The 23932-nt window shown below is 69.6% G+C and carries 11 protein-coding genes; 6 read left to right on the forward strand and 5 right to left on the reverse strand.

All coding sequences use genetic code 11. From position 1 onward, the window contains the following. Nucleotides 1-14: 14 nt before the first annotated feature. From G1H10_RS28355 to G1H10_RS28375, 5 genes are all read left to right on the forward strand, one after another. Complete coding sequence (locus tag G1H10_RS28355; RefSeq protein WP_163744326.1) at nucleotides 15-2375, forward strand: glycosyltransferase family protein; 2361 nt, start codon at nucleotides 15-17, stop codon at nucleotides 2373-2375. A gap of 64 nt (nucleotides 2376-2439) precedes the next feature. After that, nucleotides 2440-3636 carry a sugar-transfer associated ATP-grasp domain-containing protein gene (locus G1H10_RS28360; RefSeq protein WP_163744328.1) on the forward strand — a complete coding sequence of 399 codons (1197 nt, stop codon included), beginning with the start codon at nucleotides 2440-2442 and terminating at the stop codon, nucleotides 3634-3636. Between the two features lie 134 nt (nucleotides 3637-3770). Next, nucleotides 3771-4472, forward strand: a complete 702-nt coding sequence (gene cuyB / locus G1H10_RS28365; protein WP_163744330.1) for a cysteate racemase — start codon at nucleotides 3771-3773, stop codon at nucleotides 4470-4472. A gap of 117 nt (nucleotides 4473-4589) precedes the next feature. Then, nucleotides 4590-7220: an enolase C-terminal domain-like protein gene (locus G1H10_RS28370; RefSeq protein WP_163744332.1), complete on the forward strand. Its 2631-nt coding sequence runs from the start codon at nucleotides 4590-4592 to the stop codon at nucleotides 7218-7220. Beyond that, the gene (locus G1H10_RS28375; protein WP_163744334.1) at nucleotides 7210-8436 is read left to right on the forward strand and encodes a D-alanine--D-alanine ligase family protein; all 1227 of its coding nucleotides are present in this window, start codon (nucleotides 7210-7212) and stop codon (nucleotides 8434-8436) included. Before G1H10_RS28370 ends, G1H10_RS28375 begins: the two co-directional genes overlap by 11 nt. A gap of 48 nt (nucleotides 8437-8484) precedes the next feature. On the opposite strand, the gene G1H10_RS28380 is transcribed toward G1H10_RS28375, so the two are convergent. From G1H10_RS28380 to G1H10_RS28390, 3 genes are all read right to left on the reverse strand, one after another. Further along, on the reverse strand, nucleotides 8485-12078 hold the full coding sequence (locus tag G1H10_RS28380; RefSeq protein WP_163744336.1) for a CapA family protein: 3594 nt from the start codon (nucleotides 12076-12078) through the stop codon (nucleotides 8485-8487). Nucleotides 12079-12235: 157 nt separating this feature from the next. Then, entirely contained in the window at nucleotides 12236-17236 is a 5001-nt protein-coding gene (locus tag G1H10_RS28385; protein WP_163744338.1) for a CapA family protein, read from the reverse strand. 90 nt (nucleotides 17237-17326) lie between these two features. Next, nucleotides 17327-18472, reverse strand: a complete 1146-nt coding sequence (locus tag G1H10_RS28390; RefSeq protein WP_163744340.1) for an ATP-grasp domain-containing protein — start codon at nucleotides 18470-18472, stop codon at nucleotides 17327-17329. A gap of 535 nt (nucleotides 18473-19007) precedes the next feature. On the opposite strand from G1H10_RS28390, the gene G1H10_RS28395 reads away from it, so the two are divergent. After that, nucleotides 19008-20975, forward strand: coding sequence for an ATP-binding protein (locus tag G1H10_RS28395; RefSeq protein WP_163744342.1), 1968 nt, complete (start codon nucleotides 19008-19010; stop codon nucleotides 20973-20975). 54 nt (nucleotides 20976-21029) lie between these two features. On the opposite strand, the gene G1H10_RS28400 is transcribed toward G1H10_RS28395, so the two are convergent. Both G1H10_RS28400 and G1H10_RS34795 read right to left on the reverse strand, forming a co-directional pair. Beyond that, complete coding sequence (locus G1H10_RS28400) at nucleotides 21030-21581, reverse strand: hypothetical protein (RefSeq protein ID WP_163744343.1); 552 nt, start codon at nucleotides 21579-21581, stop codon at nucleotides 21030-21032. 25 nt (nucleotides 21582-21606) lie between these two features. Further along, entirely contained in the window at nucleotides 21607-23895 is a 2289-nt protein-coding gene (locus G1H10_RS34795; RefSeq protein ID WP_216853751.1) for a glycosyltransferase, read from the reverse strand. Nucleotides 23896-23932: the final 37 nt, after the last annotated feature.

A 23932-nucleotide genomic window follows, 5' to 3' on the forward strand; every position in this document is an offset into this window, starting at 1 on the left:
CGACAGAAGGTTCGATGACGAGTAGAACGACGACGTTCGACGTTCTGATGGCCACCGACGGGCGTTTCCCCGGTGGGACCACGGCCAGCGTGGTGGAGGAGATCGAGGCGCAGTACCGCGCCGGTTACCGGACGGGCCTGTTGCACCTGCCGTCGCCCGTACTGGGGAGACCACGCCGGTTCGCGCCCAAGCTGCAGCGCATCCTGGAAGAGGGCAAAGCGGAGCTGGTACTGGGCGTGGACCGGGTAGAGGCCGGGTTGCTGCTCGCCCGGCATCCGACCGTCTTCATCGACCTGCCGCATGATCTGCCGCGGCTGGAGGTGGAGCACGTCGTCCTCGCGGTCAACCAGGTCGCCGCCGACGAACGCGGCGTGCTGCCGTATTACGACGTGGCGCACGTCCACCGCCAGATCGAACGGCTGGTGGGGCAGGAGGCGACCTGGGCGCCGATCGGTCCGCGGGTACGCCAGTCGCTGGAGCAACATGCGGGTTCGGTCCCGTTGCTCCCGTGGGACTGGGAGAACGTCATCGATGTGACCAGCTGGGAGGTGCGGCGCGACGGCTTCGTGGCCGACCGGCCGGTGATCGGCCGGCACAGCCGCGGGCATTGGAGCAAGTGGCCGGACACCAAGCGCGACCTGCTGGCCGCGTATCCGGCCGATCCGCGATACCGGGTGCGCATTCTCGGTGGGACGGACGCTCCGCGGGACATCCTGGACGAGATCCCGCCCAACTGGGTGGATCTACCGTTCAACTCGGTGCCGGCGCGAGAGTTCCTCGCCACCATCGACTTCTTCGTCTATTTCCACCACCCGGGCCTGATCGAGGCGTTCGGCCGGGTGGTGCTTGAGGCGTTGTCCGCCGGCGCGGTGGCCATCGGGCCGGACTACCTGAAGCCGCTGTTCGGCGAGGCATGCCTGTACGGAACCCCGGCGGACGTGCGGCGCTACGTGGACCAGCTGTACGGCGACTGGGACGCGTACGCGGAGCGTTCCCGGGCCGGGGTGGAGCTGGCGCGCAAGAGGTTCAGCTACGAGACGCACATCGAACGGATCGCCAAGCTCATCGGCGACCCGTCAGCCAGTGCCGATAGTGGTTCGGTCGGCCGGCGGCCGACCGCGGGCGCGGTGGGAGCGGACGGTCGGGCGGGACAGTCGCGACGGGCCTCGGACGGCGCCTCGGAAGCCGCCCCGATCCGAGCGACCGGTGCGCGCACCCTCGTGGTCGACCTGCGCCGGGACACCGGTGGCGCCGACCTGTTGCCCAGCGTGGTCCAGTCGGCCGGCGCGGCGGCGGCACCGTGCGTGGCCGTGGTCCCGGCCTGGCGCACCTCGGAGGTTCCGGAGCGGGTCACCACGGAGGATCGGCGTCGGGGCCGGAGCAGGAGCTCCCGGACGGCGGACACCGGTGCCGAGGTTCTGGTCGAGACGTTGCCGTGGGTGCTGGCGGAGACCTCCGCGGCGGAACGCCACCGGTACATCCGGTACCGGCTGGATGGTCTGCTCGCCGCGCACCGGCCGGAGCGGATCATCGTGCTCGATAGCGGTGGGCGCGATGCCCGCGTGGTGCCGGACGCGCTGGGCGACGCCGCGGCACGGGTGCTGTTGGTGCACCGGAGCACCCTGTCGCCGCCGGATCCTTCCGGCGGCCGTCCGTCGCGCGTGGTGCAGCCGGCACGCGCGGACGACCCGGAGGCGGAGCATCTGCTGCAGGCGCTGCAGGCGGGCGTGCCGGACGAATGGACGGTCTCCGAATTCGGTGCGCGTCCCCGCGGGAGAGGTCCGCGTCGAGGGCGGGCCGCACGGCTGCGGCGGAAGGCGCCGACCTGGGCCCGGATGTGGGCCCGGCGCACGATGAGTACCGTGCGCCGCGGCCGGGTGCGGCTGCTGGAGAAGGTCGCGCCGACGTCCGGACTGATGCTGTTCGAAGTGGACGAGGCCGAGCTGGGATTGCCGGTGCGTGCCCCGGTCACCCACCCCGCGCCGGACCGGTTGCCGATCGCGCTGCTGGTGGTGGTCGGAGCGGACGTGGACGCCAAGCAGACGCTGCGAGCGCTGACCGAGCGGGCGCAGATGACCACGGCGTTCCGGCCGGTGGTGCTGGCCCCGCCGTCGTGGGTCGACGAGGCGGCGGGCTACGGCGTCACGCTGGAGACGGTGATACCGGCGCCGAGCTGGCGATCGGCTTATGGTGGGGAGTGGAACGAGTACCTGCGTCGGCGGGTAGCCGAGACGTGCCGGGTCATTCAGCCGGACACCGTGGTCTTCACCGAGCACACCGTCCACCCGACGGGCGTGGCTGACCGGGCGGAGGCGGCCCCGGTCCAGGCAGTACTGGACGTCATGGAGACGGCTCAGACCCGACGCCGCGCGTGAGGCTGCCGCGCCGGTCCGACCGGCGTAGCACGGTACTCGCGGCAGAGATGAAAAGGAACACCGAATGGGTAGAGTTTCGACGACGGCGACCTGGGCCCGTGGCCGCGCACGTGTCGCCGCCCGGCGGGTGCAGAAGCTTCCGAAGCGGACCCGTCAGCGGTACCGGGCGGGCCGGCTGCGGATCACCGCCATCCGCAAGCTCATCAAGAAGGAGCGGGAGTGGGACGCGCCGCTGCGGATGCGGCGTCCTCGCTGGTGGCTGAAGGGCTTCTTGTCTCGCAGCGCGATCCTCTACGACCTGGACCACAACGAGCCGGCGCAGTACGTCTCCGATCTGCAGCGCGTCTACCGCACCAAGCGCATGGTGCACGAGCGGCTGCAGGACGTGATCAACAACAAGCTCACCACCCACCTGCTGCTCGGCACGATGGACATCCGCTCGGCCAAGCTGCTCGGGGTGTACTGGCGGCAGGCGGTGCACCGCTTCCCGGAGGAGGAGCGGGTACCGCTGCCGGAGTACCTCGAACGGATCGAGCCGGGCCGGCAGGTCTTCTTCAAGGTGCTCTCCGGCGCCGAGGGAAAGAACATCTTCGCGGTCAAGCGGCTCGACTCCGCCACCTGGGCGGTCAACGGCGAGCCGATGGACGCCGAGCGCACCGCCGATGTGTTCCTGGTCCAGAAACGTCCGCTCATCGTGGAGGAGGGCCTCGAACAGCACCCGAAGCAGAGCGCGCTCTACCCGGACACGGTCAACACCATCCGGGCGTTGACGATGATCGATGTCAACAACGGTCATCGGCCGTTCATCGCGATGGCCGTGCAGCGGATCGGGACGCGTCGCTCGGAGCCGGCCGACAACTGGAGCCGCGGCGGCCTCAGCGCCCGGGTCGACCTGGACACCGGACAGCTGGGCCGGGCCACCCGGTTGCCGGTACGGGACGAGGTGGAATGGTTCGACGCTCATCCGGACACCGGAGCCCCGATCGCCGGTGTCGAGGTGCCGTACTGGCCGCAGATCCGGGACCTGGTCCTGCACTCGGCCCGGGTGCTGTCGTTCATGGAGTACATCGGCTGGGACATCGTCGTGACCCCGGACGGACCGGTGGTGCTGGAGGCCAACATCAACACCGGTATGAATGTGCTGCAGGCCCATCAGCCGTTGTTCACCGATCCGCGGGCGCGTGCCTACTACGCCGAGCGCGGCGTCACCACAGAGCTGCCGTTCGACGAGCCGGCGGTCGCTATCGACGAGCCGATCTAACGCCCGGTCTCCCGGTCGTCCGCGCCAGGAGCCGGGATGACCGGACACTGGTGCCCCGGAAATCACTGCAAACGGTGCAAGCACGACATCACGTCCATGATCAGCGGGTCGATCGTGCGGTAACGTTGACGACCATGATGTCGCCGTTGCTCGGGGTGCTCGGAGGGATGGGCCCCGCCGCCACCGCGGACTTCCTCGCGAAGCTTGCCGCGCATACTCCTGCCGACCGTGATCAGGAGCACATCGCGACCATCGTGTACTCGGATCCGACCACACCGGACCGCTCGGACGCGATCCTGGCCGGCGGTGAAAGTCCGCTACCGGCGATGTTCCGCGGCGTCGCGTTTCTGGACGAGGCCGGTGCCGACCTGATCGCGATCCCGTGCAATACGGCACACGCCTGGTACGACGACCTGGCCGCGGCCACCATGGTGCCCGTCGTGCATATCGTGGATGCCGTCGGGGCGCAGGTGGAGCGGGACGCGCCAGGCGTCACCACGCTGGGGCTGATGGCGACCGACGGCACGGTGCGCTCCGGCATCTACGAGAAGGTGCTGTCCCAATCGGGGCGTCAGGTGATCGACCTGACCGACCTGGGGCCGGACAATCCGGTGATGGCCGGCATCCGGGCGGTCAAGGCCGGGGCCCTGGACGGCGCGCGGGACATCCTGACCAACGCGCTGCGCGAGTTGGTGGGACGCGGAGCGCAAGGCATCATCTACGGGTGCACCGACGTGTCGGCCGTGCTGGACATCCCGCCGGAAGGGAGCGATGTGCCGGCATGGGATGCCAACGACGCACTGGCGATCGCCTGTGTCAACCGGCTACGCGGGTGAGTGCGGGATCGTCCGTCCGGGCACAGACGCCCTGCTCGGTAGCGCACATATAGGGCGGCGCTGTGAACTAGTGGCGGCTTCGCTCTACAATCGCCGCTGGCGCCACGTGTGCGGCCGATGGCTCGCGTCGGCGGCGTCGCGGAGGAACACCACGAGAGGCAGGGCATGGACCACTCAGCGGGAGCGCTCACCGTCACGCGCGCGCACGGGATCGCTTACCGGACGCCCGGCGGCGGCAACGGCAAGTCGAAGCACTCGCCCCGAGGTAATTACCTGGTCAAGCTGGAGGCGACCACGCCGGACGGACGGCCGCTGACCGGAATCGGCGAGTGTCAGCCGCGTGGCGGCGAGACCGGAGACCGGGGCGCAGCATCGTGGGAGTTTCTCCTGGAGTGCCTCTCCGCTCTGGAACGCCGAGAGCTGTCCGCGGCCAACCGGGATGAGGCGCTGGCCGCTGTGCGCGCGCTGATGGACGAGCTCCACGACGCGGCGCTGGCCACGGTCCCGGAGCGCAGCGGGGCGTCGTCGTTGCGGAACACCATGCGCGGATGGGCGCGCCAGCTGGCCGGGAAATCCGGCCGGCGAGACCATCCACGGCCCTTCCGGGGCACCCTGTATGGGATCGAGACGGCTCTGCTCGACCTGGTCGCCAGCGGCTTGGACATCTCCGTGGCCGAACTGCTCGGCGTCCACACCGAGAAGGTCGCGGTGGCCGCTCCGCTGTCCGGCCGGTCGGGGACGGAGAACAACCTGGCGATCTTGCACGAGGCGGCGGAGGGTGACACCGGCAGCATCGACGAACCGCTCTGGATCGACGTGCGTGGCTCGCTCAGTCCGCCGGACGCCGCCGAGCTGGTCAGGACCGTCGTCCGCGACGTTTCGCTGCGAAAGCTTCCCCGTCAGGTGATCATCGAAGAGCCGGTGCGTCCGCGGCATCGGCACCACCTCACCGCTCTGCAGCGCAAGGCCGCTGCCGCCGCGGCCGAGTCGGGGCGTCCGGGGGTGGATGTCCGCATCATGGCCGGCGAATCGGTGTGGAGCCGGCAGGGCCTGGAACGGCTGATCGCCAAGGGCGGAGTGGGAGCGCTCAACATCCGTCCGGCTGCCGTCGGCGGTTTGCTGGCCAGCATCGAGCTGGCCCAGGCGGCGCTCACGGCGGACCCGGATGTCCGCATCCACCTCAGCCAGACCGAGGGTGCCAGTGATGTCGCCGCTGCGGCACTGAACAACCTCGCCGTGGCCTTGCCGCAGGTGCACACGGTGTTCACCGGCGATGACGAGCATCAGGTGACGGTGCCGGCGGGGCCGGGTCTGGGCGTCGGAATGCCGTACGCGTGGATGATCGATCGGATCAACGAGTACGTCACGGTGCCGGCGCAGCCGGAGGTCGCGGAGGCGGGACCGACCCCGAACGTGTACGACGAGGTGCCGTATCTGCAACCACTGGGTCCGAACGGGACCAAGGGACACCTGCTGGAACGTGAGGCACTGGCACTGGGGCTGAGCACGACGCGGTTCTCCAAGGGTGCGTTCGTCGCCACCGACAACGTGCATCCCCCCTTGATGTTCAAGTGGAGCCGGTCGCCGCTGTCCACGGCGGTGTCGCTGGCGCTGTGCACGCACAAGGAGGCCACCCGGATGCGGCTGCGCCGCTCCGGCGTCCCGGTGCCACGCGGACGGACCTTCGCCAACGGCGACTACGGGTCCGCGCGCGCGTTCGCCGAGCGCGTGGGTTATCCGGTTGTGGTGAAGCCCGCGATGGGCGTGCGCGGTATCGGTGTCGTCGCGAACATCCAGAACGAGCAGGAGCTCGACCTGGCGTTCCGGCAGCTGGAGGACAGCAAACTCGGCAACCAGGACTTCATCGTCGAGCAACACGTCACCGGGCGGGACTACCGGATCGTCGTCGTCGGCGACGAGGTGATCGCAGCCATCCTGCGCGAGCCCGCGTCGGTCGTCGGCGACGGTCAGCATTCCATCGCCGAGCTCATGGTCCGCAAGAACCTGGTCCGGCGGTTGAATCCGCACCTATGGGGGCGGCCGATCAAGTACGACGATGCCGCCAAGTACCAGCTGCAGCGGGTCGAGATGACCCTCGAGTCCGTGCCGGAGGCGGGGCAGCGTGTGCTGCTGTCGAACTCGTGCAGCCTCTCCCAGGGCGGCGACTCGATCGACGTGCTGGACGAGATGCATCCGTCCATCAAGGACGCCTGCGTGCGCGCGGTGAAGGCGGTTCCGGGCCTGGCGTTCTGCGGCGTCGACTTCTTGCTGGAAGACCACACCAAGCCGATCGACGAACAGCAGGCGGGCATCTGCGAGCTGAACGCGCACGCGGCGATCGGCAACTGTGAGTATCCGCTGTACGGCACGCCCCGCGAGGTGGCACGGACGTTCATCGACGAGTGCGTCGAACGGTTCCAGCTGGTGACGAACGCCGAGCGGGCGGAGACGCTGGCGCTCAAGCTGACCATCCGGGGCAAGGTGACCCGGGTCGGCTACCGGTTGTGGATGAAGCGCCGGGCGCGGTCGTTCGGTGTCAACGGCTGGGTCCGCAATGTCAACGACCGCACCGTCGAGGCGGTCCTGGTCGGGCCGACGGCACCGACCAGCGCGCTCGCCGCCGCCGCGGTGCTGGGTTCCAAGGATGCCCTGCCGACCTCGGTGACCACGGTGCATGTGGTCCCACCGCAGGTGGAGGATTTCTCGATTGTCGATCGCGCGCCGCAGGAGCTGGTCCATGTCGGTTGAATCTGCCCAGACGTCCGCCGGCTCCGGCACGGCCGCTCTCCCGCCCGAGGTCCGCGACGGGTACGAGGTGCACGCGGCGGCGCTCCGCCGCGGCCTCGACGTCGCGCTCTACCCGCGACAGGTGATGATGGCCGGAGGCGGGGAGAACGACGAGATGGCGTTCATCCATGGCGTGCCCGAGTCCTCCAGCCTCGGGTCCGTCACCTACGCCCAGGACAAGCGGATGCGCCGGGCGCTGCTCGAGCGGGCTGAGCTGCCGCTGCCGAAGGGCGCGACATTCTCGGTCGGCCGGGGCATCAAGGATGCGAAGAACTTCGTGGAACGGCTCGGGTACCCGGTGGTGGTCAAGCCGGCCATGGGTGACAACGCCATCGAGACCTTCCCGGGCATCCGGAACGAGGAGCAACTCGACGCGGCGATCGATTATCTGATGACGCCGCCGACGGAACGGGACACGTTCGTCCGAGCGGCGTACGCCCTGACTGAGCTGCGCGAGCCCGGTGAGGAGGACGGCCGCGTCGTCGTGCCTCCGGGCTATCGATTCCTGATCGAGGAACATGTGCACGGCGAGTACGTGCGTCTCCTCGTCGTCGACGGGTTGGTCCGTTCCGTCGTGCACTGCCCCGGACCACCGTCGGTGGCGGCCGCCGAACACGGCCGGGACATCCTCGGCGAGGTCCATCCGACGCTGCAGCAGCTGGCGATCGACGCTGTCCAGGCGATGCCCGGCCTCGGGGTGGCCGCCGTCGACATCGTGGTCGGCGACTATCAGCGTCCCGCGGCGGGGCAGGGCGTCTGGATCGTAGAGCTGTCCGAGCGGCCGGGGCTGGCCGTGCAGGCCGATGTCGCGGAGGAACTCAGCCAGTTCCTCGGTGACGTGATCCTGACCCACGGTGCGGCGGTCGGCGACCTGTCGCTCGAGGAGGCACGGGATGACGTGGCCGTCGAGTTCCACGCCGAAGCCATCCCGGATCTGGACGGTGCGGTCGCCGCGCTGGCCGACGCGGCCCGTGACTTCGGCATCACCGGCCATGTCGGCGTCACGGACCGGGTCGAGGGCGTCGCGGACGGGCTGCTGCAGGGCTCCGCGCGCCACATCGCCTGGCTGTCGGAGATGCTGCTGGACGGGCGGCTGAACGGCCACCGCGCCATGCTGGTCGAGGAGCGCCAGGTCGAGCCCGGCTCCTTCGACGGCCTCAGCGTGCGACCTGCCTGAAACCGGGGTGGGACACCGGTGCGGGCCGCCGCCCGCACCGGTCAGGTGTCACGGGAGGGCGGCGGCGACGTAATCGATGGTCATGCCGGCGACGTCGCGGGGTGTGCCTTCGTTCGGCGCGTGATGTCCGCGCATGCCCGGCGTCGTGTTGAGCTCGATGAAGTAGTGATTGCCCGGCGCGGCGGGGGCGGTGTAGTCGCCGATCATCAGGTCGGCGCCGCAGACGGCGATGTCCGGTATGCAGCGGGTGGCATTCTCCACGATCGTCCGGTAGCTGGGGTCCACGTCGTCGGTGCAATCGATGATCTCGGCCGCAGCGTGCCGGTTCGACAGCGAGCTGAGGAAGACCCGCTCGCCTCGGCCCGGTACGGAGTCGGCGGCCATGCTCCGGCGCCGGAGGAAGTCGAGTTCGTCGGTGCCCAGCCGCAGCCGAGTGTGCCGGTCGGCGCCGCGGCTGCGCAGGTCGGCGTTCTTCGCTTCGACCAGTTGCTCGATCGTGCTACGGCCGTCGCCGATGACGTTGGCCGGGATCGCGCGTCGCACCGCGACGACGTCGCCACCGATGTAGAGGAACCGGAGCACCTCGCCCGAGACGGCTTCCTCCACCAGCACGGTGTCGTACTCCTCGGCGACAGAGCCGAACGCGGCGTCGAAGTCTTTCCGGTTGTCGATGCCGAGGAAGATCTTCTTGCCCTTGTTTCCGTTCGCCGGCTTCACGCACATTCCGGCGTGGGCGTCGTTCACCATCGCCTCGAAGTAGAGCTGGGCACCACGCAGGTCCGAGGACGCGAACGACATGCCCCGCGGGACGCTGTAGCCGTGCTGCCGCAGTACGGCACCGGCGATGTCTTTCCGCTTGCAGATCCGGATGGCTCGCCCGTCGATACCGGTACCGGGCGTGCCGTCCGGCCGTGCCCCGACGATCGTCCCGTTGCGGACGAAGTAGGTCCGGTCCTTGACCGTGAACCGCAGCACCAGCCGTGGCCGTTCGGTTCCGCGCACGCTCTCGTGTACGCGCTGTACCTCATGCGGGAAGTCCCGGTCGACGACGGCCTGAGCCAGGAGCTTGGTGGTGCTTCCGGCTGAGAACACGCTGATGTCGCGCGGCAACGTCTCGACGCGCACGACGCGCGGGCTCGCGGACGTGCCGCTGCGCGCCGGTGCGTCGCGCCGAGTCGACCGGGGCACCGAGGAATCGAAGGCGGCGTCGGTCTCGTCCCACTTGGGGTCCGTGGTGAAGGAGTAGGCGATGTGGTAACCGCGCTCGTCGCGCGCGGCCTGAGCGCGCTGCTCGAACGAACCGTCCAGGTCGTGCTCGCACAGGCTCGTCCAGAGCGAGAGGAACTCGTCCTCGGTGACCGGTCGTGGCTGGAAGTCGGTCTTCGTGTTGTCGCTGGCGATGGGGTACAGACGCAACGCCACGTTCCACCCGTCGCCGGCCGCGTCGAGTCCGAGCCGCGCGACGAGCCCGTAGGGTGGCATCTCGTACGCGTCGAACCGTCCCGCCCAGTTGAAGACGAAGTTGCCCAGCGAGTAGACGGTGGCATGTCCGTCGGCGAACGAGCACTGCTGCAACGCGTGCGCGCCGTGCCCCAGCACCAGGTCGACACCGGCCTTGATGAGTTCGGCGTTGGCCTTCTGGCTGCGTTCCTTGACCCACTGGTAATTCCCGCCCCAGTGCGGGAAGGCGATGATCAGCGAATCGGGCTCGGCCTGGCGTAGAGCGCGGATATCGGCGCCCAGCGCGGAAACGGACAGCGGGTTGACGCCCGCCTTCCGTTCGTCGGCGTAGAACTGATACTCGTCGCGCAGTTTCCGCTGGATCTCGCAGGCGACGAAGATGTGTACCCGGCGTTCCGATCCGCCCATGTCGAGCCGGAGGGTCAATGGCGTGGCGGCGTCCGCCGCGGTTCGGCCGGCGCCGGCGACGGCGATACCGGCGGCTTCGAGGTGTTCCCGGGTCTCGATGAGCCGGCGCTCGCCGAAGTCCATCGTGTGATTGTTCGCCAGCCCGACGGCGCTCACCCCGAGCTCGGACAGACACCGCACCGCTCGCTCGGGGGCGTCCCATCCGAGAAACCTCTTGTTGCCTTCGAACGGACTGGTGGGGGAGGTCGCCAAGACGGTCTCGAGATTGAGGACGAGGCCGTCGTGGTCGGTGATGAGCGGTTGCAGCCCGCGGAAGAACGACATCGGGTCGCCCTCCAGGCGTTCGAGCAGCGGGCCGCCTTTGCCGTTGATGTGGACGTCACCGAGGCTGGTGTCGCCGCCGAAGACGAGGGTCTTGGTAGCGGAGGACGGTTCCGCGGTCGTGATCTGATCGGGGACCAGCACGCTCCGGCTTCCGGCCTCGCCACCCGCGGTGTCGAAGCTCGCTTCGATGTACGGCCTGACCTTCTCCAGGACCAGACCGGTACCGAGGCCCGGAGCGGTCTGATCCGCGATGACGTTGCCATCCGGGTCGGCGTACCGGGCGAGCGGGTCCGCGATGCGCTGTTCGACGTTGGTGGGCGGCACGGCGGTGAGATAATCGAGCCGCGGCAGCGCGCGAGCCAGGTTGTGCAGCGTCCACGCGGTGATGTCGCTGGTCCCCAACATGCCGCCGATGCAGACGTGAATGTCCGGGTCGGCCGCGACCGCGGCCTCCGCCAGATCCAGGCTCGGCAGGAGGCCACCGGCCTTGGGAGCCTTGATGTTCAGAGCCCGGCAGCCACCGCGATCGTTGACCGTGGCGAGGTCGGTGACGTCCCACATGCCCTCGTCCGGCATGATCCGCAGGTCGAGGCTGCCGTCCTGCGCGGCGGCCCGGCATGCCTCATCCGCATGGCGCTGCAGTGCCGGCAGCTCGGTGACGTCCGCCTTCGGCAGCATTCCCTCGACCACGATCGCGCGGGGCAGCCGCTGATCGGCCATCCGCTCCACCACACCGTCGAGAAACGTCCGGGACACGGGGACGTCGTACGCCTCGTTGATGTCGATCCAGATCGGCTTGTCGCGTCCCACCGACGTGTTGGCGTTGTACACGTTCTCCAGCAGCTGCCAGTTGTACTCGACGTCTCCGACGCCCTTCACCCGGGTCATCGGGAACCGCTGCTGCTTGACCACCTTGCGGTGCACGTCGTTGATGTCCGTGCTGGAGGAGATGGTCGAGACACTGATCGAGATCGTGTCCCGCTTCTTGCCCAGCAGCTCGGAGATCTGCAGGTCGAGGCCTTTCGCCGCCACGTCGAGAAGCGCGACCTCGATGCCGAGCAGTGTTCCGCGGAAGGCGCGATCGCGGTTGCTCTCGTCGGCGTATTCCCGGCTGAGCGTGTTCAGCTCCGCCATCAGCGCGCGGACGTCGGACGTGGCCGCATCGGGGTCCGCCAGCGAGATCGTGCGTCCGTGCACGTGCTGCACCGCGGCGATGAGAAATCCCCACGCGGCGCGTCCGTCCCGGCGGCCGTCGCCGGTGAGGACATGCCGGGGCTGGCACTCGCCGATGCCGGTATGGCGGCGCCCGGCCTGCTCAGCGGTGACGGCGACGAGGAAGTTCGTCGCCGAGCGAGTGAGTCCTCGCGCCGTGCCGTAGGGCCGTTTGAGTGGCATCCGATAGCGGTACGTCTGGATGCGGTCGAGGCGCAGCTCCGTCGCGACGCTCATGGGGTCGTCGATCCTCCCAGCCGGGGTGATGTTGCCGTCGCGGCGATGGCCGCGCACTCCGGTCAACGATACTGGCACAGACCGTCGGCAGGCATGCCCCGGCCACGGGCAGGTGCTGGCCCGATCGGACGACGCCCGCGGCGGCCGGTCGGTGATGTCAGCGGTGCACGTGTAGATCGACGATCGCGGCCGCCACGTCGCGCGCGCGGCCCTGTGCGGGCCTGTGGTACCGCACCAGATCCGGCCGGGTGTCGACCGTCACGACCGCGTGGTTGCCGGGCGCTGCGGGCGCGCTGATGTCGTGGGCGGCGATGACCACCTCGGCCACGTCCAGCCCGGGGAACGCCGCGACCGCACGGACCGCGGTCCGGGCGAAGCCGGCGTCGGCCCGGTCGGTCAGGTCGACGGCGCCGCGTGCCTCGTCGTCCCCGCTCACCGCGACACACTCGTCGCCCACCACCAGGAAACGGGTCCCGTCGCCGTCGGCTTCCTCCGGTGCTGTCTCGAGCCCAGCCTCGGCGAGCAGCCGTCGGGACAGGTGCGGCCTGGAGGCGGCCTTGAGGGCGGCCCGGCCGGTCCGATGGGAGAGCGTGCCGGAGAACGCGACACGTTCCCCGTCCCGGTCGGCGACGAGCAGGTCGGGGGTCAGCCGGGTGACGGCGAAGCCGCGGCGGACCAGCTCCGTCTCGAGCAGGTGGCTGACCGGACGTGCGGGCACGGCTGAACCGGCACCGGCTGTGGGGCCGGTGCCGTCGACGGGCGGCGCGGCCGGCTGAGGCCGCGGTGGGCGGTCGGCCGTCTGCGCCGTGGCCGGCTGAGCCGTGGCCGGCTGAGCCGTGACCGTCTGTACTGTGGCCGGCGCCGTGTGATCCCGCCGGGCGGTGTTGATATGCAGGTCGACGATGGCGGCGGCGACATCGCGCGGTTCTCCGTGCACCGGGAAGTGGTGGGAGCCGATGCCGGGCCGGTTGTTCATCTCGCAGACGATGTAGTTACCGTCGGTCGCAGGCTGGCTGAAGTCGTGCGCGATCAGGTCCACGCCGGCCACGTCGAGCCCTGGGAACGCCGCCGCTGCCCGGCCGGCGACGTCCAGGAACGACGGGTGAACGTCGTCGGTGATGTCGACGCTCTCCGCTCCAGTGGAGATGTTGCCCTTCAGGTCGAGCGCGACCCGAACCCCGGCGGCCGGGATCGCGGCGAGGTCGTAGCCCTGCTCGCGCAGGACGCCCATCCGGTGGTCGTCGACCTGGATCAGCCGCTTGTGCAGGTTCGGGTTCTGGGCGCGTTCGGCGTTCTTCTGCCGGATCAGCTCCTCGATGCTGTCTTGGCCGTTGCCGACCACGTACGGGGCGACGCGCTTGATGGCGGCGATGCAGCGCCCGCCGACCACAAGGAACCGTCCCTCCGTGCCGTCGACATGTTCCTCCACCAGAACCCCGCGCCGCGTGATGGCAGCGGCTTCGCGCCAGGCTTGCCCGAACTCCGAGGCGGCACTGCCGTGCACACCGACCGTCACCCCGCGGCCCATGTTGCCGTCGACCGGCTTGACGACCACTCTGCCGAGTTCTCGTGCGAGCCGGGCCGCGTCGGCCTGCCCGTGCTCCGGGTCGAACACCGCGCCACGGGCGATGGCGAGGCCGGCGTCGGCGACCAGCCGGCGGGTGACGTCCTTTCGCCGGGCGGCGCGGACCCCGGCGGCCCCGGTCAGGTGGGAATCGGTGGCGATGTAGCCGAATCGGGTGCCGTTGCCGTCGTCGGACACGATGTAGTTGCGGGTGAGCCAGGTGACCGCATGGCCGCGTCGCTGGAGTTCCCGGGCGATCAGCTGGGTGCTGACGTCGCGCCGCCGGTCGAGCCCGGCGCCGTCGCCGAAAGCCGCGCCGGCGTCGTCCCGGTCGGTGGCACCTGGCCGGTGCCGGCCCTCGGTGCGTCGCCGATTGATCGGGACGGTACCGGAGCGGTGACCGTCTTCGCGTCCGTCCGCGGGCTCGATGCGGACCTCCAGGTACCGGCCACGGTCGTCCTCGGCTGCCCGGAATTCGCGGCGGAAGTCGTCCGGTGCGTTCGTGCGGTCCGCCAGCAGCGTGTGTACCTCGGTGAACTCCGCTGCCGTGACGGGACGCGACTGGTATCCGGTGCGCCGGTTGTCGGTGACGATGGGGTACAGCCGTAGCGTGCGCTCGCCGTGGCTGAGCGTGAGCCGGGCCACCAGGCTGTACGGCGGCGCGCCGAGTTTGCCGTACCGGCCCCGGCTGTTGAAGACGAAGTTGCCGATGCCGTGTACCACCCACGTCCCGGACACCTTCTCGATCTCCTGCAGCATGTGACTGCCGTGGCCGAGCACGAGGTCCGCTCCGGCCTCCACCAGCTGAGCGGCGGTGCGCGCCTGGCGGTCGGAGCGCCATTGGTAGTCGCGCCGCCAGTGCGGGCAGACGACGACGAACTCGTCCGGGCGGCGTTGCTTGACCCGTTGGATCCGGGCGGCCAGCGACGACACCACGAGTTGCGCCGAGCCTGGTTGTTCTGGGGTTGCGTACGCCTTCAGCTCGTCTCGGAACTGCCGTCCACCGTGGAAGACGCTGTAGACACGTAACCGTTGTCGTTCGACCGGCGAGCCGTCCGCGCCGGTGAGCCGGACCCGGGCGCGGAACGGCGCGCCGGCTTCCTGCGCGTCCCGGCCGGCGCCGATGGCCACGATGCCGTGGTCGTCCAGCGCCCGCAGCGTGTCGAGGAGGCCCTGCTCGCCGTAGTCGGCCGTGTGGTTGTTGGCGAGCGACACCACCCCGATGTTCTGACTGAGCAGTGTCTGCGGGCCTCGGATCGGATCCGAGCGGTGCAACCAGGGACGGATACCTTCGAAGGGCGAATGCGTCAACCGTGTCAGCGGGGTCTCGAGGTTGGCCACGACGACGTCGGCCCCGGCGAGCAGCGGCGCCACCCGCTCGAAGCTGTAGGCGTACCCGTGTTCCTTCAACACGTTCCCGCGACCGCGGCGTTCCTCCTCTTCCTGGTAGTTCTCGCCGAATCCGGTGTCGCCGGCGAACACGACGTCGAATCGGGACCGGGGCTGCTCGACCCGCCAGTCTTTGGTCGGCTTCGATGTGATCGGGGCGGCGTCGACGTTCGGCCGCGCCTGAGGTGCGGTGCCCTTCCCGGTGATGGCGAGCCGGCGGCGCAGCCGGGCCAGCGTCCGGCGCGCCAGACGGTTCTGGAGCAGCTTCCGGGAGAATCCGGTGCGCGAACGTCGCACGATGCGGAAGCCGGTGCCCTCGAAGGCAGGGACGTGTGTGGTCGTCACCGACGTGGGTCCGGACTTGCGGGGCCCCAGGATGGCGAGGTACACGAGAGCGGCTACCGCATCCGCCGGCCCGTCGAGGTGAACGGTGACCTCCTTGCGGGCGGTGTTCTGGATCTGCCCGGCCACGCCGAACCGGACGGCCCGGCGCCGGAACCAGCGCCGGAAGCTGACCTTGGTGACCTTTCCCTTGACGACGACCTGCACCGACAGCCGGTCGGACCGCACTGCCGGGAGGGTGATGCCATGCTCGCGGGCACATTCTTCGAAGAACAGTTTGGCCACCGGGGTGGGCGTTCCCCACATCGGATACTGAGCGCTTCCGATGGCCGCGTGCGCGTTGAGTTCGATCACCGTGGCGGATTGCTGGTCGATGGGCTTGCGGTGGTCTTCGAGAAGCATGTCCAGGCCGCAGAACCCCAGCCCGGGGATGGCGCGGACGGCGCGGAGCGCGACCTCGCGGATCGACGGATGCAGTTCGTGGACGACCTCGAAGCTGTCACCGCCCTGAGAGAGATTCGCCGAGTTCGCCAGGACGACCTTCTGGCCTGCGGCCGGGACCGAACCCAGGCTGAGGTTCGCTTGGGCGAGCTGATAGCGCATGGCATCGGAGAACTGGATGCGCCGGGAGCGCAGATGTGGGTTGAGCGCACGGACCCGGTTCTTGTATTCGACCAGGTCGGCGATGGTGTGCGCGCCATCGCCGACCACGGCCGCGGGCTCCCGCAGAACGGCGGCGACCACGTCGTCGCCGATCACCACGATGCGGTAGTCGGAGCCGCGCACATACTGCTCGATGACGAAGTCGTCGTTGCCGAGCTGGCTCCGGGTGTAGAGCTCGAGTGCGGCCTGGAGCTCGTCACGGCTGCGGATGTTGGTGACGACACCGATGCCGCGCAGTCCGGCCACCGGCTTACACACCACCGGGTAGCCGATCCGGTCGGCGTAGTCGAGTGCCTTCTCGACGTCGTCGATGGAGAAGACGCCTCCGCGTGGCACCGGAACGTCGAGCTTGGCGAGTAGCCGACGCGTGGCTTCCTTGTAGCTGCAGATGGAGAGCGAGACGCCGCTCGCGATCGGCGAACGGCCCCATTTGAAGTTGAGCTGATGGCCCTGGTCGTCGCTGACCAGGAAGGTGCCATTGGGGAACCGGAGACTGTCCAGCCCATACCGCAGTGCCTCACGCTCCAGCAGATGTCCCTTGGTGCCGTCCTTGGGAAGCAATCCGATGACGTCGACATCCTCGAAGGTGTTCGCCGCCTTTCCGTCCATCGACGGCGGTGCCGGGGCGGGCACACAGATGTACCGGTTCACGCGCGCGATGTGCTGCTCGTAGAAGTCTGCGAGGTCACCGGTGAACCAGCCGCCTGCGCCGGAGCGGCCATGCGTCTCGCCGGATGCCGCGCGCAGCATCCCGGTGAGGGCGGTCTGGACGGCCTCGGCGCCGAGCAGGCGAGCCACGCGTCGTTCGGGTTGAATCGCTCCCGGGCGGCGCCGGGCCAGATTGAGGAGGTAGCGGGCGGACCTACGCGCCCGCGTACGCAGCGCACGCCGGGGAAGCCTGGCGGCGACCCGCTCCGCTTCCGCCTCCGCCTTCACCACGGCGTTCAGATCGGCCAGCACCGGCCGCATGAGGTGCCCCACGGTGTCGGCGTCGTCGAGCGACAGCATGCCACCGACGAGCCGTTCCGCGAGTGATTCCGTCACCGCCCAGGCGTTGGCGGTGAAGTGGCCGTCGTCGCGTGGCGATTGCCATTCGACCCGGCCGAAGACGGAGACCGGTGCACCGTCACCGATCGTGCCCTGCACGTGGGCGACCACCTCGGCGGGTGCGGTCGTCTCGTCGTCCGCCCGCAGACGCATGATTCGTATGCCGGTGACGAGAAGCGCGGCTGCTGACGCGGACCGTGTCGGTTGATCACTGCCGGCGGCGAGTTTTCCGGTTTCCATGTGTCATGCACCCACTCGACATTCGATGCACGAGGCGCGGTCGTCGGACGCGGCGCCGCTCATCATCGCCTCATGAAGTGCCGCGATTGCGGCCGGGGTTCCCGAGCATTCGCCATCGAGAATTCCCTCCAAACGATTCACGACGGCCGCATCGCCGTCGACGCCATAGGCATGTGCGACCGCGCGGTATCCGTGTGCTGACGCCTCGGGATTCTGAAGCCCTTCGATACGAAAGGTCGCGGAGATCGACTCGTTCGGATCTGCGAGGGTCACATTCGCACAGGCGGCTTGATATTCGAGCAAGTAGTCGCCGATCCGGTCACCGTGGGCGGGAGAGACCGTCGCGAAGCTGTCGGCCCGCGGCCGTTCCGCCACCTCGACGATGTGGGCCGATTGTTCGTCAGCGGGTTTGCGGTGATCGTCGACGATGAGATCGACCGTTCCCGCGGCGAGACCGGGAATGCACCTGACCGCGCGGACCGCGAGCCGGCGCAGCGACGGATCGATGGATCCGGTCACGTCGTCCACACCGGTCGCGGTGGACCGCACCAGCGTGATAGAGATCGGGGCGGCGTCGCCGCAGGTGAAAACCCGGAGATACTCGCCCGTCAGTTGTTTTTCGACCAGGAAACGCGTTCGTGGCGGCGCGACCTGGTTGCCGTCCTCGTCGATGTCGAAGCCGAGCCGGGTAGCGGCGTACCCGGCGAGCTCCGGATTCCGGCCGGGGGCGCGGTCCTCCGGCCTGCGGATCCGCAAGGTACGGAACGCCTCCCGCAGTGCTTCGCCGGTGGAGATCCCGGCGATCATGGTGGCCGGGTTCTCTCCCATCGCGTCCTTCGCCACGACCGGCCAGCCCAGCGCCGCCGCCCACCGGATGGCGCTGTCGACGCTGCCGTAGGTGAAGGTGGCGCCTTTGGGCACGGGTAACCCGTTGCGTTCCAGCAGAGCCCGCCGGAGCCTGCGGTCTTGGGCGTGCGTGACCGCGGACACCGTGGACGCCTCGGGCACACCGTGGGTGAAGGAGACCGCCGCGGGTACGGCGGCGCCGGGTCCGGCCAGCAGGACCTGCCGCGGCAGCGCCAGCACGGTCAGTCCGCGCGCGAGTGCCGCGCGATGTACCTGGTAGCTGTCGTAGCTGAATCGCGGCACCGATGGTGGAACTTCCCCCCACGCCATTCGCTACCGCCCGGTTGCCGAAGGCCTGCGGAAAGGACTCCCCCGGCCCAGTGAGCGTGATGCCATTGTCATCATGTTTCCCCTCTACGTCCCCATCGACGTTGGTCGCGCACTATACCGGTGACAGCGCGGTCTGGCCATGGAACTACGCAATTGCGCACAACCGCGGTGGCGCATTCTCATTCAGCTAGACGCGTGGACCGCGGAAGAGGTTGCATATCGACTCGATTGCGGCGGGTTTATCGACGCTGACTCGGCGACGCGCGGTTCGCGGACTCATCCGCGAAATCCGTGTGAGTGCAATTACTGTGCCAACGACAATCTGAGAGGATTCGCGTTCTGCCCTGACAAATCCGGTCCGGCCCGATCCGGAAGGGCCGTCCGCACCGTCTGGTGCATGATGGTCACGGCGGTGCAGACGCCGCATGTGAGGCGAGTCGATCCACTAGGCTGGCCTGGCGCGTCATGAGCTGGGGCGCGATGCGACCGTGGACGGGATGGGACGGGGATGTGGCTCACTGAAGTCCTGGTCACTGAGGTCCCGGGCGTGGGTGACCCGGGTCCTCGTTCGACCAAGCCGCGCCGGCTCGGCATCGTCGCGCGCCTCAGCGGAACGGACGCCGGACGACCGTACGTGGGGGGAGCCGTGGCGGCGCTGCCGCCCGGGGTGCAGTCGCCCTGGAACGTGCCGGCCATGGGGGAGTCTCTGGACGGCGCCGTCCAGAGACTGGTGGGGGCCAGGTTCCCGGACGAGTCCGATGGCGCGCGCGATGTGGTGGAGCAGGTCGCGGCGCGGTTCGCGGAGGCGGTCCGCGCTCACACCGGGCCGGAATCATGCCATGCCGCGCTGGAGCGCATGGACCGCGTCCTGAGGGCCGCGACACTCGATCTGCTGGCGCGGGCGGGGCGCATCGGCGTCACCGCGGCGATGGATGCGCGGGCGGGCCTCAACCCGGACGGCGCCGACGCCGCGGCGAGCCCGTCGGCTCCGCCGTACGTGTTCGATCCCCCCGACGGAGCCCGGATCGAACTGGCCCGGGACGAGACGGATGACATCGACCGTGGGTGGGAGCCCGAACCGGTGTCCGCACCGTTGGGCCCGCCGCTGAGCCTTCCGCGACTGGTCTGCTGGATGGGGCGGACCGCGTGGGCGCGGTCGGCTCCTCACCCGGACCCGTGGAACTCGACGACGGACGCGGATCGGCAGGAGTACGGTGCGCTGGGCCTGGAGCCTCTGGGGAAGAACTCACTCGACAGCTATCTGCTGGAGCGCGAGGCACACCGGCTGGGGCTGCGGACCGTGCGTTTCCATGGCGTCGACGTCCATGCCGAAGACGCCGCGGGTCGTGCCATCGGCTTTCACTGCACGACCGGCCCGTCGACCAGCCGGCACGCCACCAAGATCTGCGGTGACAAGCAGGTCACCCGCCGGCTGCTGGCACGGGCCGGGGTTGCGGTGCCGGAGGGGCGGCTGCTGGCGGTGGACGACATCCGCGGGGCGCACGCGTTCGCGGGTTCGGTGGGATGGCCGGTGGTGGTCAAGCCGGCCGACGGCAAGGGCGGGCAAGGCGTCACCGCCGGCATCAGCGGCGAGCCGGCGCTGGAGCGTGCACTCGGCCGGCTCGCCGACGCAGGCCACGCACGGGCCATCGTCGAGCGGCATATTCCGGGCGCAGACTACCGGTTCCTGGTGGTCGGCGACCGCGTCGTCTCGGTGGTGCACCGCAGGCCGGCCCGCGTGACCGGCGACGGCCGGTCGACCGTGGCGGAACTGGTGCTGGCGAAGAATCTGTTCCGGCTGCGTAACCCGCATCTGCGCAGCAGGTTGATCCGGCTGGACCGGCATGCCCTGGCACTCCTGGACGAGCAGGGTTTGTCTCCCGACTCGGTGCCGCCGGCCGGGCGGGAGGTCCCGCTGACCACCGCGGCCAACCTGACCAGGGGCGGCGACAGCGCCGAGGTGCTCGCGGAGACGGACCCGTCGCTGCTGGACCTGGCGGTCAGGGCGGTGCGCGCGGTCCCCGGGCTGGACCATGCCGGCGTGGACGTGCTGGTGGGAGACCACCGGTTGTCCCTGCAGCGGCAGCCGGCCGCGGTCTGTGAACTCAACTCGCTACCGGGGACGACGTCGCACCATTTTCCCGTGTTCGGCCCGTCCCGGAACGTCTCCGCGGCTCTGGTGGAGCACTATGCCGAGCGGTACGGACTGCGTACCGAGCGGCAGCCGTCGACCGTCTCGGCGGAGATCACCGTCACCGGGGAGCTCGCACGAGATGACTACCGGCGGTGGTGGCTCGAGCTGATGACCGAGCTCGGCCTGACCGGACGAGTCTCCGACGGTTCCGGCGATGATCGCGATCGTCCGATGCAGGCGCGGGTGCATGGCCCCCTCGAACTGGTGTCCGCGCTGTCGATGCGGGCGATCTTCGGGCCGCCGTCATCCCGGCCGGAGCTGGTGGAGACGCGACCCCGGTGACGCCTGACGCCGTGCGAACCTGCGTCGAGCCGGATGCGCGTCCTCGAACGGCGCTCAGGCTGCCGGAGCACAGCTGGAGAGGATCATCCGGTTGGCCTCGTCCAGGCCTTCCGGGCCGACGACCACGGTCGCGGAACTCCGGTACGTGGTGATGATCCGGCCCAGCCGCTGCTGCGCGTACTCGGTCCAGCTCTGATACTCGTCCGCCCAGTGGTCCCGGGAGATGAGCAGCTCGCTCGGATAGGCATATCGCCGCACCGCCGACAGCTGCGGCCGGTCCAGCACCAGCACCGGCCGGAAACCGGCGGTGAGCAGCTGTAGCCGTGCGATCTCATCCACGATCGGACCGATCCGCTCCGCCGGCACATCGAGCATCAGCACGACGACGACGGGTAACCGCTCGGTCCCGACACCCCCCAGGACGTTGCCCGGCGCCACGTCGAGCGGGGCGGTCTGCGCCGCGTCCACATCGAAGACCCGTTTGACCAGAGACCGGGCGCTCGAACTCTGCCGGATGCGGGGCAGCAGTGCTCGACGCGCGTAACGGTATCCGGGGAGCCGCCGCACGTACCGGCCGGCTTTGCGGACTCTGGGGTTGCTCGCCACGTGGACCACCTTAGTGACAGCCTGCTCAGCGGATCAGGTCAGTGATGCGCATCGCCGCATCGGCGGCGCCGTTGCCCGGATCGAACTGCGCCACCTGGGACACCATCTCGGTGCCACGGGCGAGAAGGTCGGCCAGCAATGGCTCGGCCGACTCCACGGTGACCGTCGTGACCTGATGGGCCAGGCCCTTCTCGGCGGCGAATCCGGCGCGGGCCCGCTGGTCGTCGAGGGCGGTCTGAAGATTGGGTACGAACAGCGTCGGCACGCCGAACCGCAACAACTCGTGGAAGGAGTTGTACCCGGACGCACTCACCGCGACGTCGAAGGCCCGGTAGTAGCGGGACAGCGGGTAGGCGCGCACCACATGGACGCCGGAGTGCACGCCGCCGCCCGCGGCGATCTCGGGTTTGGTGATGCAGACCTGGACGCCGAGGTTGCGCAGCGCGGCGATCGAGGCGCCCACGTCGTCGCTGGTGTCGTTGATGTTGCCGGCACCGAGTGAGACCAGGGCGAGCGGTGCGTCCGGCTCGACGCCGAGCGCGGCGCGGGCCTTGTCCCGAACATCGAGCTCGTCGGTGTCCAGCAGCGTGATCGGGCCGACACGCTCCGCCGCCGCCTTGCCGGTGACGCCCCGGTCCGCCGGAGAGGCCAGATCCCCGGGCTCGAGCACCAGGTCGAACCAGGCTGCCTTCTCCAACCGGTCCGCGCCCTGGCCTGGCTTCCACATTCCACGCCGCGACCACACCCAGCGCACCTCGGGGAAGGTCTCCTGTACTGCGGGGATTCCTTCGTACGGCCAGGTTCCGTCGAAGACGACGACGGCAGGCCGGATCCGATCCATCACCTGTGCCATGCATTCGGCGAAATACGCGTGCCAACGGCCCGGAGCCAGCCCGGTGGCCGTCATCGACGGCAGGTACTCGCACGGGTAGCCGAAGGTGCTCACCACCGGTGCCGCCTGGGACAGCGAGACGAAGTACGGGGCGACGTCCGCTCCGGTGCGCAGCGCGTAGGCCAGCAGCCGGGTCAGGTGGCCCATGCCGGAGCCGTTGCTGGAGACGAACAGGACGGACGCCTGCGCCGTCTCGGCGGGCGGCACGGGCGGGCGGGCCGCCGGGTGGTCGCCGCGGTCCTGGCCTGTGCCGTCCTGGCCTGCGCCGCTCGACGTCTCCGGTACCGGCGATGACGACGTCTGCACCGGGGATGATGCCGGAGCCGGAGCCGGAGCCGGCGACGCTGCCGGAGGGCCGGAGGGTGCACCGATCAGGTCCGTCAGCCGCGCGACGTGTGCCTCGTATCCGAACCGGCCCCGCACCACCTCGGTGGCGCGGGCGACCTGTGCGTCGTAGGCCGCCTGATCCGCGTACAGCCGGTCGATGACGCGCCGGACGTCTTTCGGCTCCGCATAGACCGCCGCCTCGCCGAAGAGGGGCTTGAACACCGTGGGTAGCACGGCCGGGACCCCGCTGGCGATCGCCTCCAGGATGGTCCGTCCGAACGCCTCCACCCAGCGTGGGTCATGGAAGTACACGAAGAAGTCGAGGCCGCCGAGGAACTCCTTGGGTGACATGGCGCCGAACTCGTACACCTCCCACGAATCCGGCAGCGTGCCCAGCAACGCCTCGGCCGGCTCCGCACCGCCGAGGACGCGGATCGTCCACGAGCCGTCGACCGGGTAGACCGCTCGGAGCGTCTCGGCGTCCCGCGGCCACTTCTGCGCCGACGACCGGCTGTGCCGGCCCACAATCGGGCGGGCTCCGCGAGGACCGCGCCGTTCGTGACGCCAGGCGTCCACGTCGATGATGTTGACCCAATCGGAGTCCAGCAACGACGCCGGCGGGACCCGGCCGGTGATCGACTCCCGCACCTGCGGACCGATCGGCGCCCATAACGGCTCGTGGCCGAAACGCTCCCGTGCAATTCGGTGCACGTGCTCCGGGCGGTAGTGCTCGTGCCCGTCGATGTCGTGCGGCGCGGCATTGGCGACGATGACGACGTGGTCCGCCTGGACCGGGGGCAGCTGACCGGCGGCCTTCTCCAGCACGGCTGGGTGCCGGACTACGGCCACCCGGGCGCGGACGTGCTCGGGGCGTAACAGGAGCTCCGCATGGCCCTGTTCGACCTCCGCCCTGATCTGGGCGTTGACCGGTGAGACCTTGGCCACGAGCGGTCCGTTGAGGTGCAGGAGAGCGGTGCTGAAACCGGCCGCGTGCTGTGCTTTGACCTCTTCGGCGATGCTGTGCGCGGTTCCGCCCGCGAAGCGCAGGTCGGACACGTCGAGCACATCCACGGCTCGGGCATCGGTTTCAGACACGGGAGACGATAATGCCATGTCATAAACTCCAGCGCCC

Origin of the sequence: Phytoactinopolyspora halotolerans (assembly GCF_010550675.1) — a bacterium.
In the GTDB taxonomy this organism is placed as follows: domain Bacteria; phylum Actinomycetota; class Actinomycetes; order Jiangellales; family Jiangellaceae; genus Phytoactinopolyspora; species Phytoactinopolyspora halotolerans.

Excerpts from the sequence above, each read along its gene's own strand:
- cuyB (WP_163744330.1), top strand. The coding sequence starts at position 3,771 with ATGATGTCGCCGTTGCTCGGGGTGCTCGGAGGGATGGGCCCCGCCGCC.
- G1H10_RS28360 (WP_163744328.1), top strand. The coding sequence starts at position 2,440 with ATGGGTAGAGTTTCGACGACGGCGACCTGGGCCCGTGGCCGCGCACGT.
- G1H10_RS28385 (WP_163744338.1), bottom strand. The coding sequence starts at position 17,236 with ATGCGTCTGCGGGCGGACGACGAGACGACCGCACCCGCCGAGGTGGTC.
- G1H10_RS28375 (WP_163744334.1), top strand. The coding sequence starts at position 7,210 with ATGTCGGTTGAATCTGCCCAGACGTCCGCCGGCTCCGGCACGGCCGCT.
- G1H10_RS28395 (WP_163744342.1), top strand. The coding sequence starts at position 19,008 with ATGTGGCTCACTGAAGTCCTGGTCACTGAGGTCCCGGGCGTGGGTGAC.
- G1H10_RS28370 (WP_163744332.1), top strand. The coding sequence starts at position 4,590 with ATGGCTCGCGTCGGCGGCGTCGCGGAGGAACACCACGAGAGGCAGGGC.
- G1H10_RS28355 (WP_163744326.1), top strand. The coding sequence starts at position 15 with ATGACGAGTAGAACGACGACGTTCGACGTTCTGATGGCCACCGACGGG.
- G1H10_RS28380 (WP_163744336.1), bottom strand. The coding sequence starts at position 12,078 with ATGAGCGTCGCGACGGAGCTGCGCCTCGACCGCATCCAGACGTACCGC.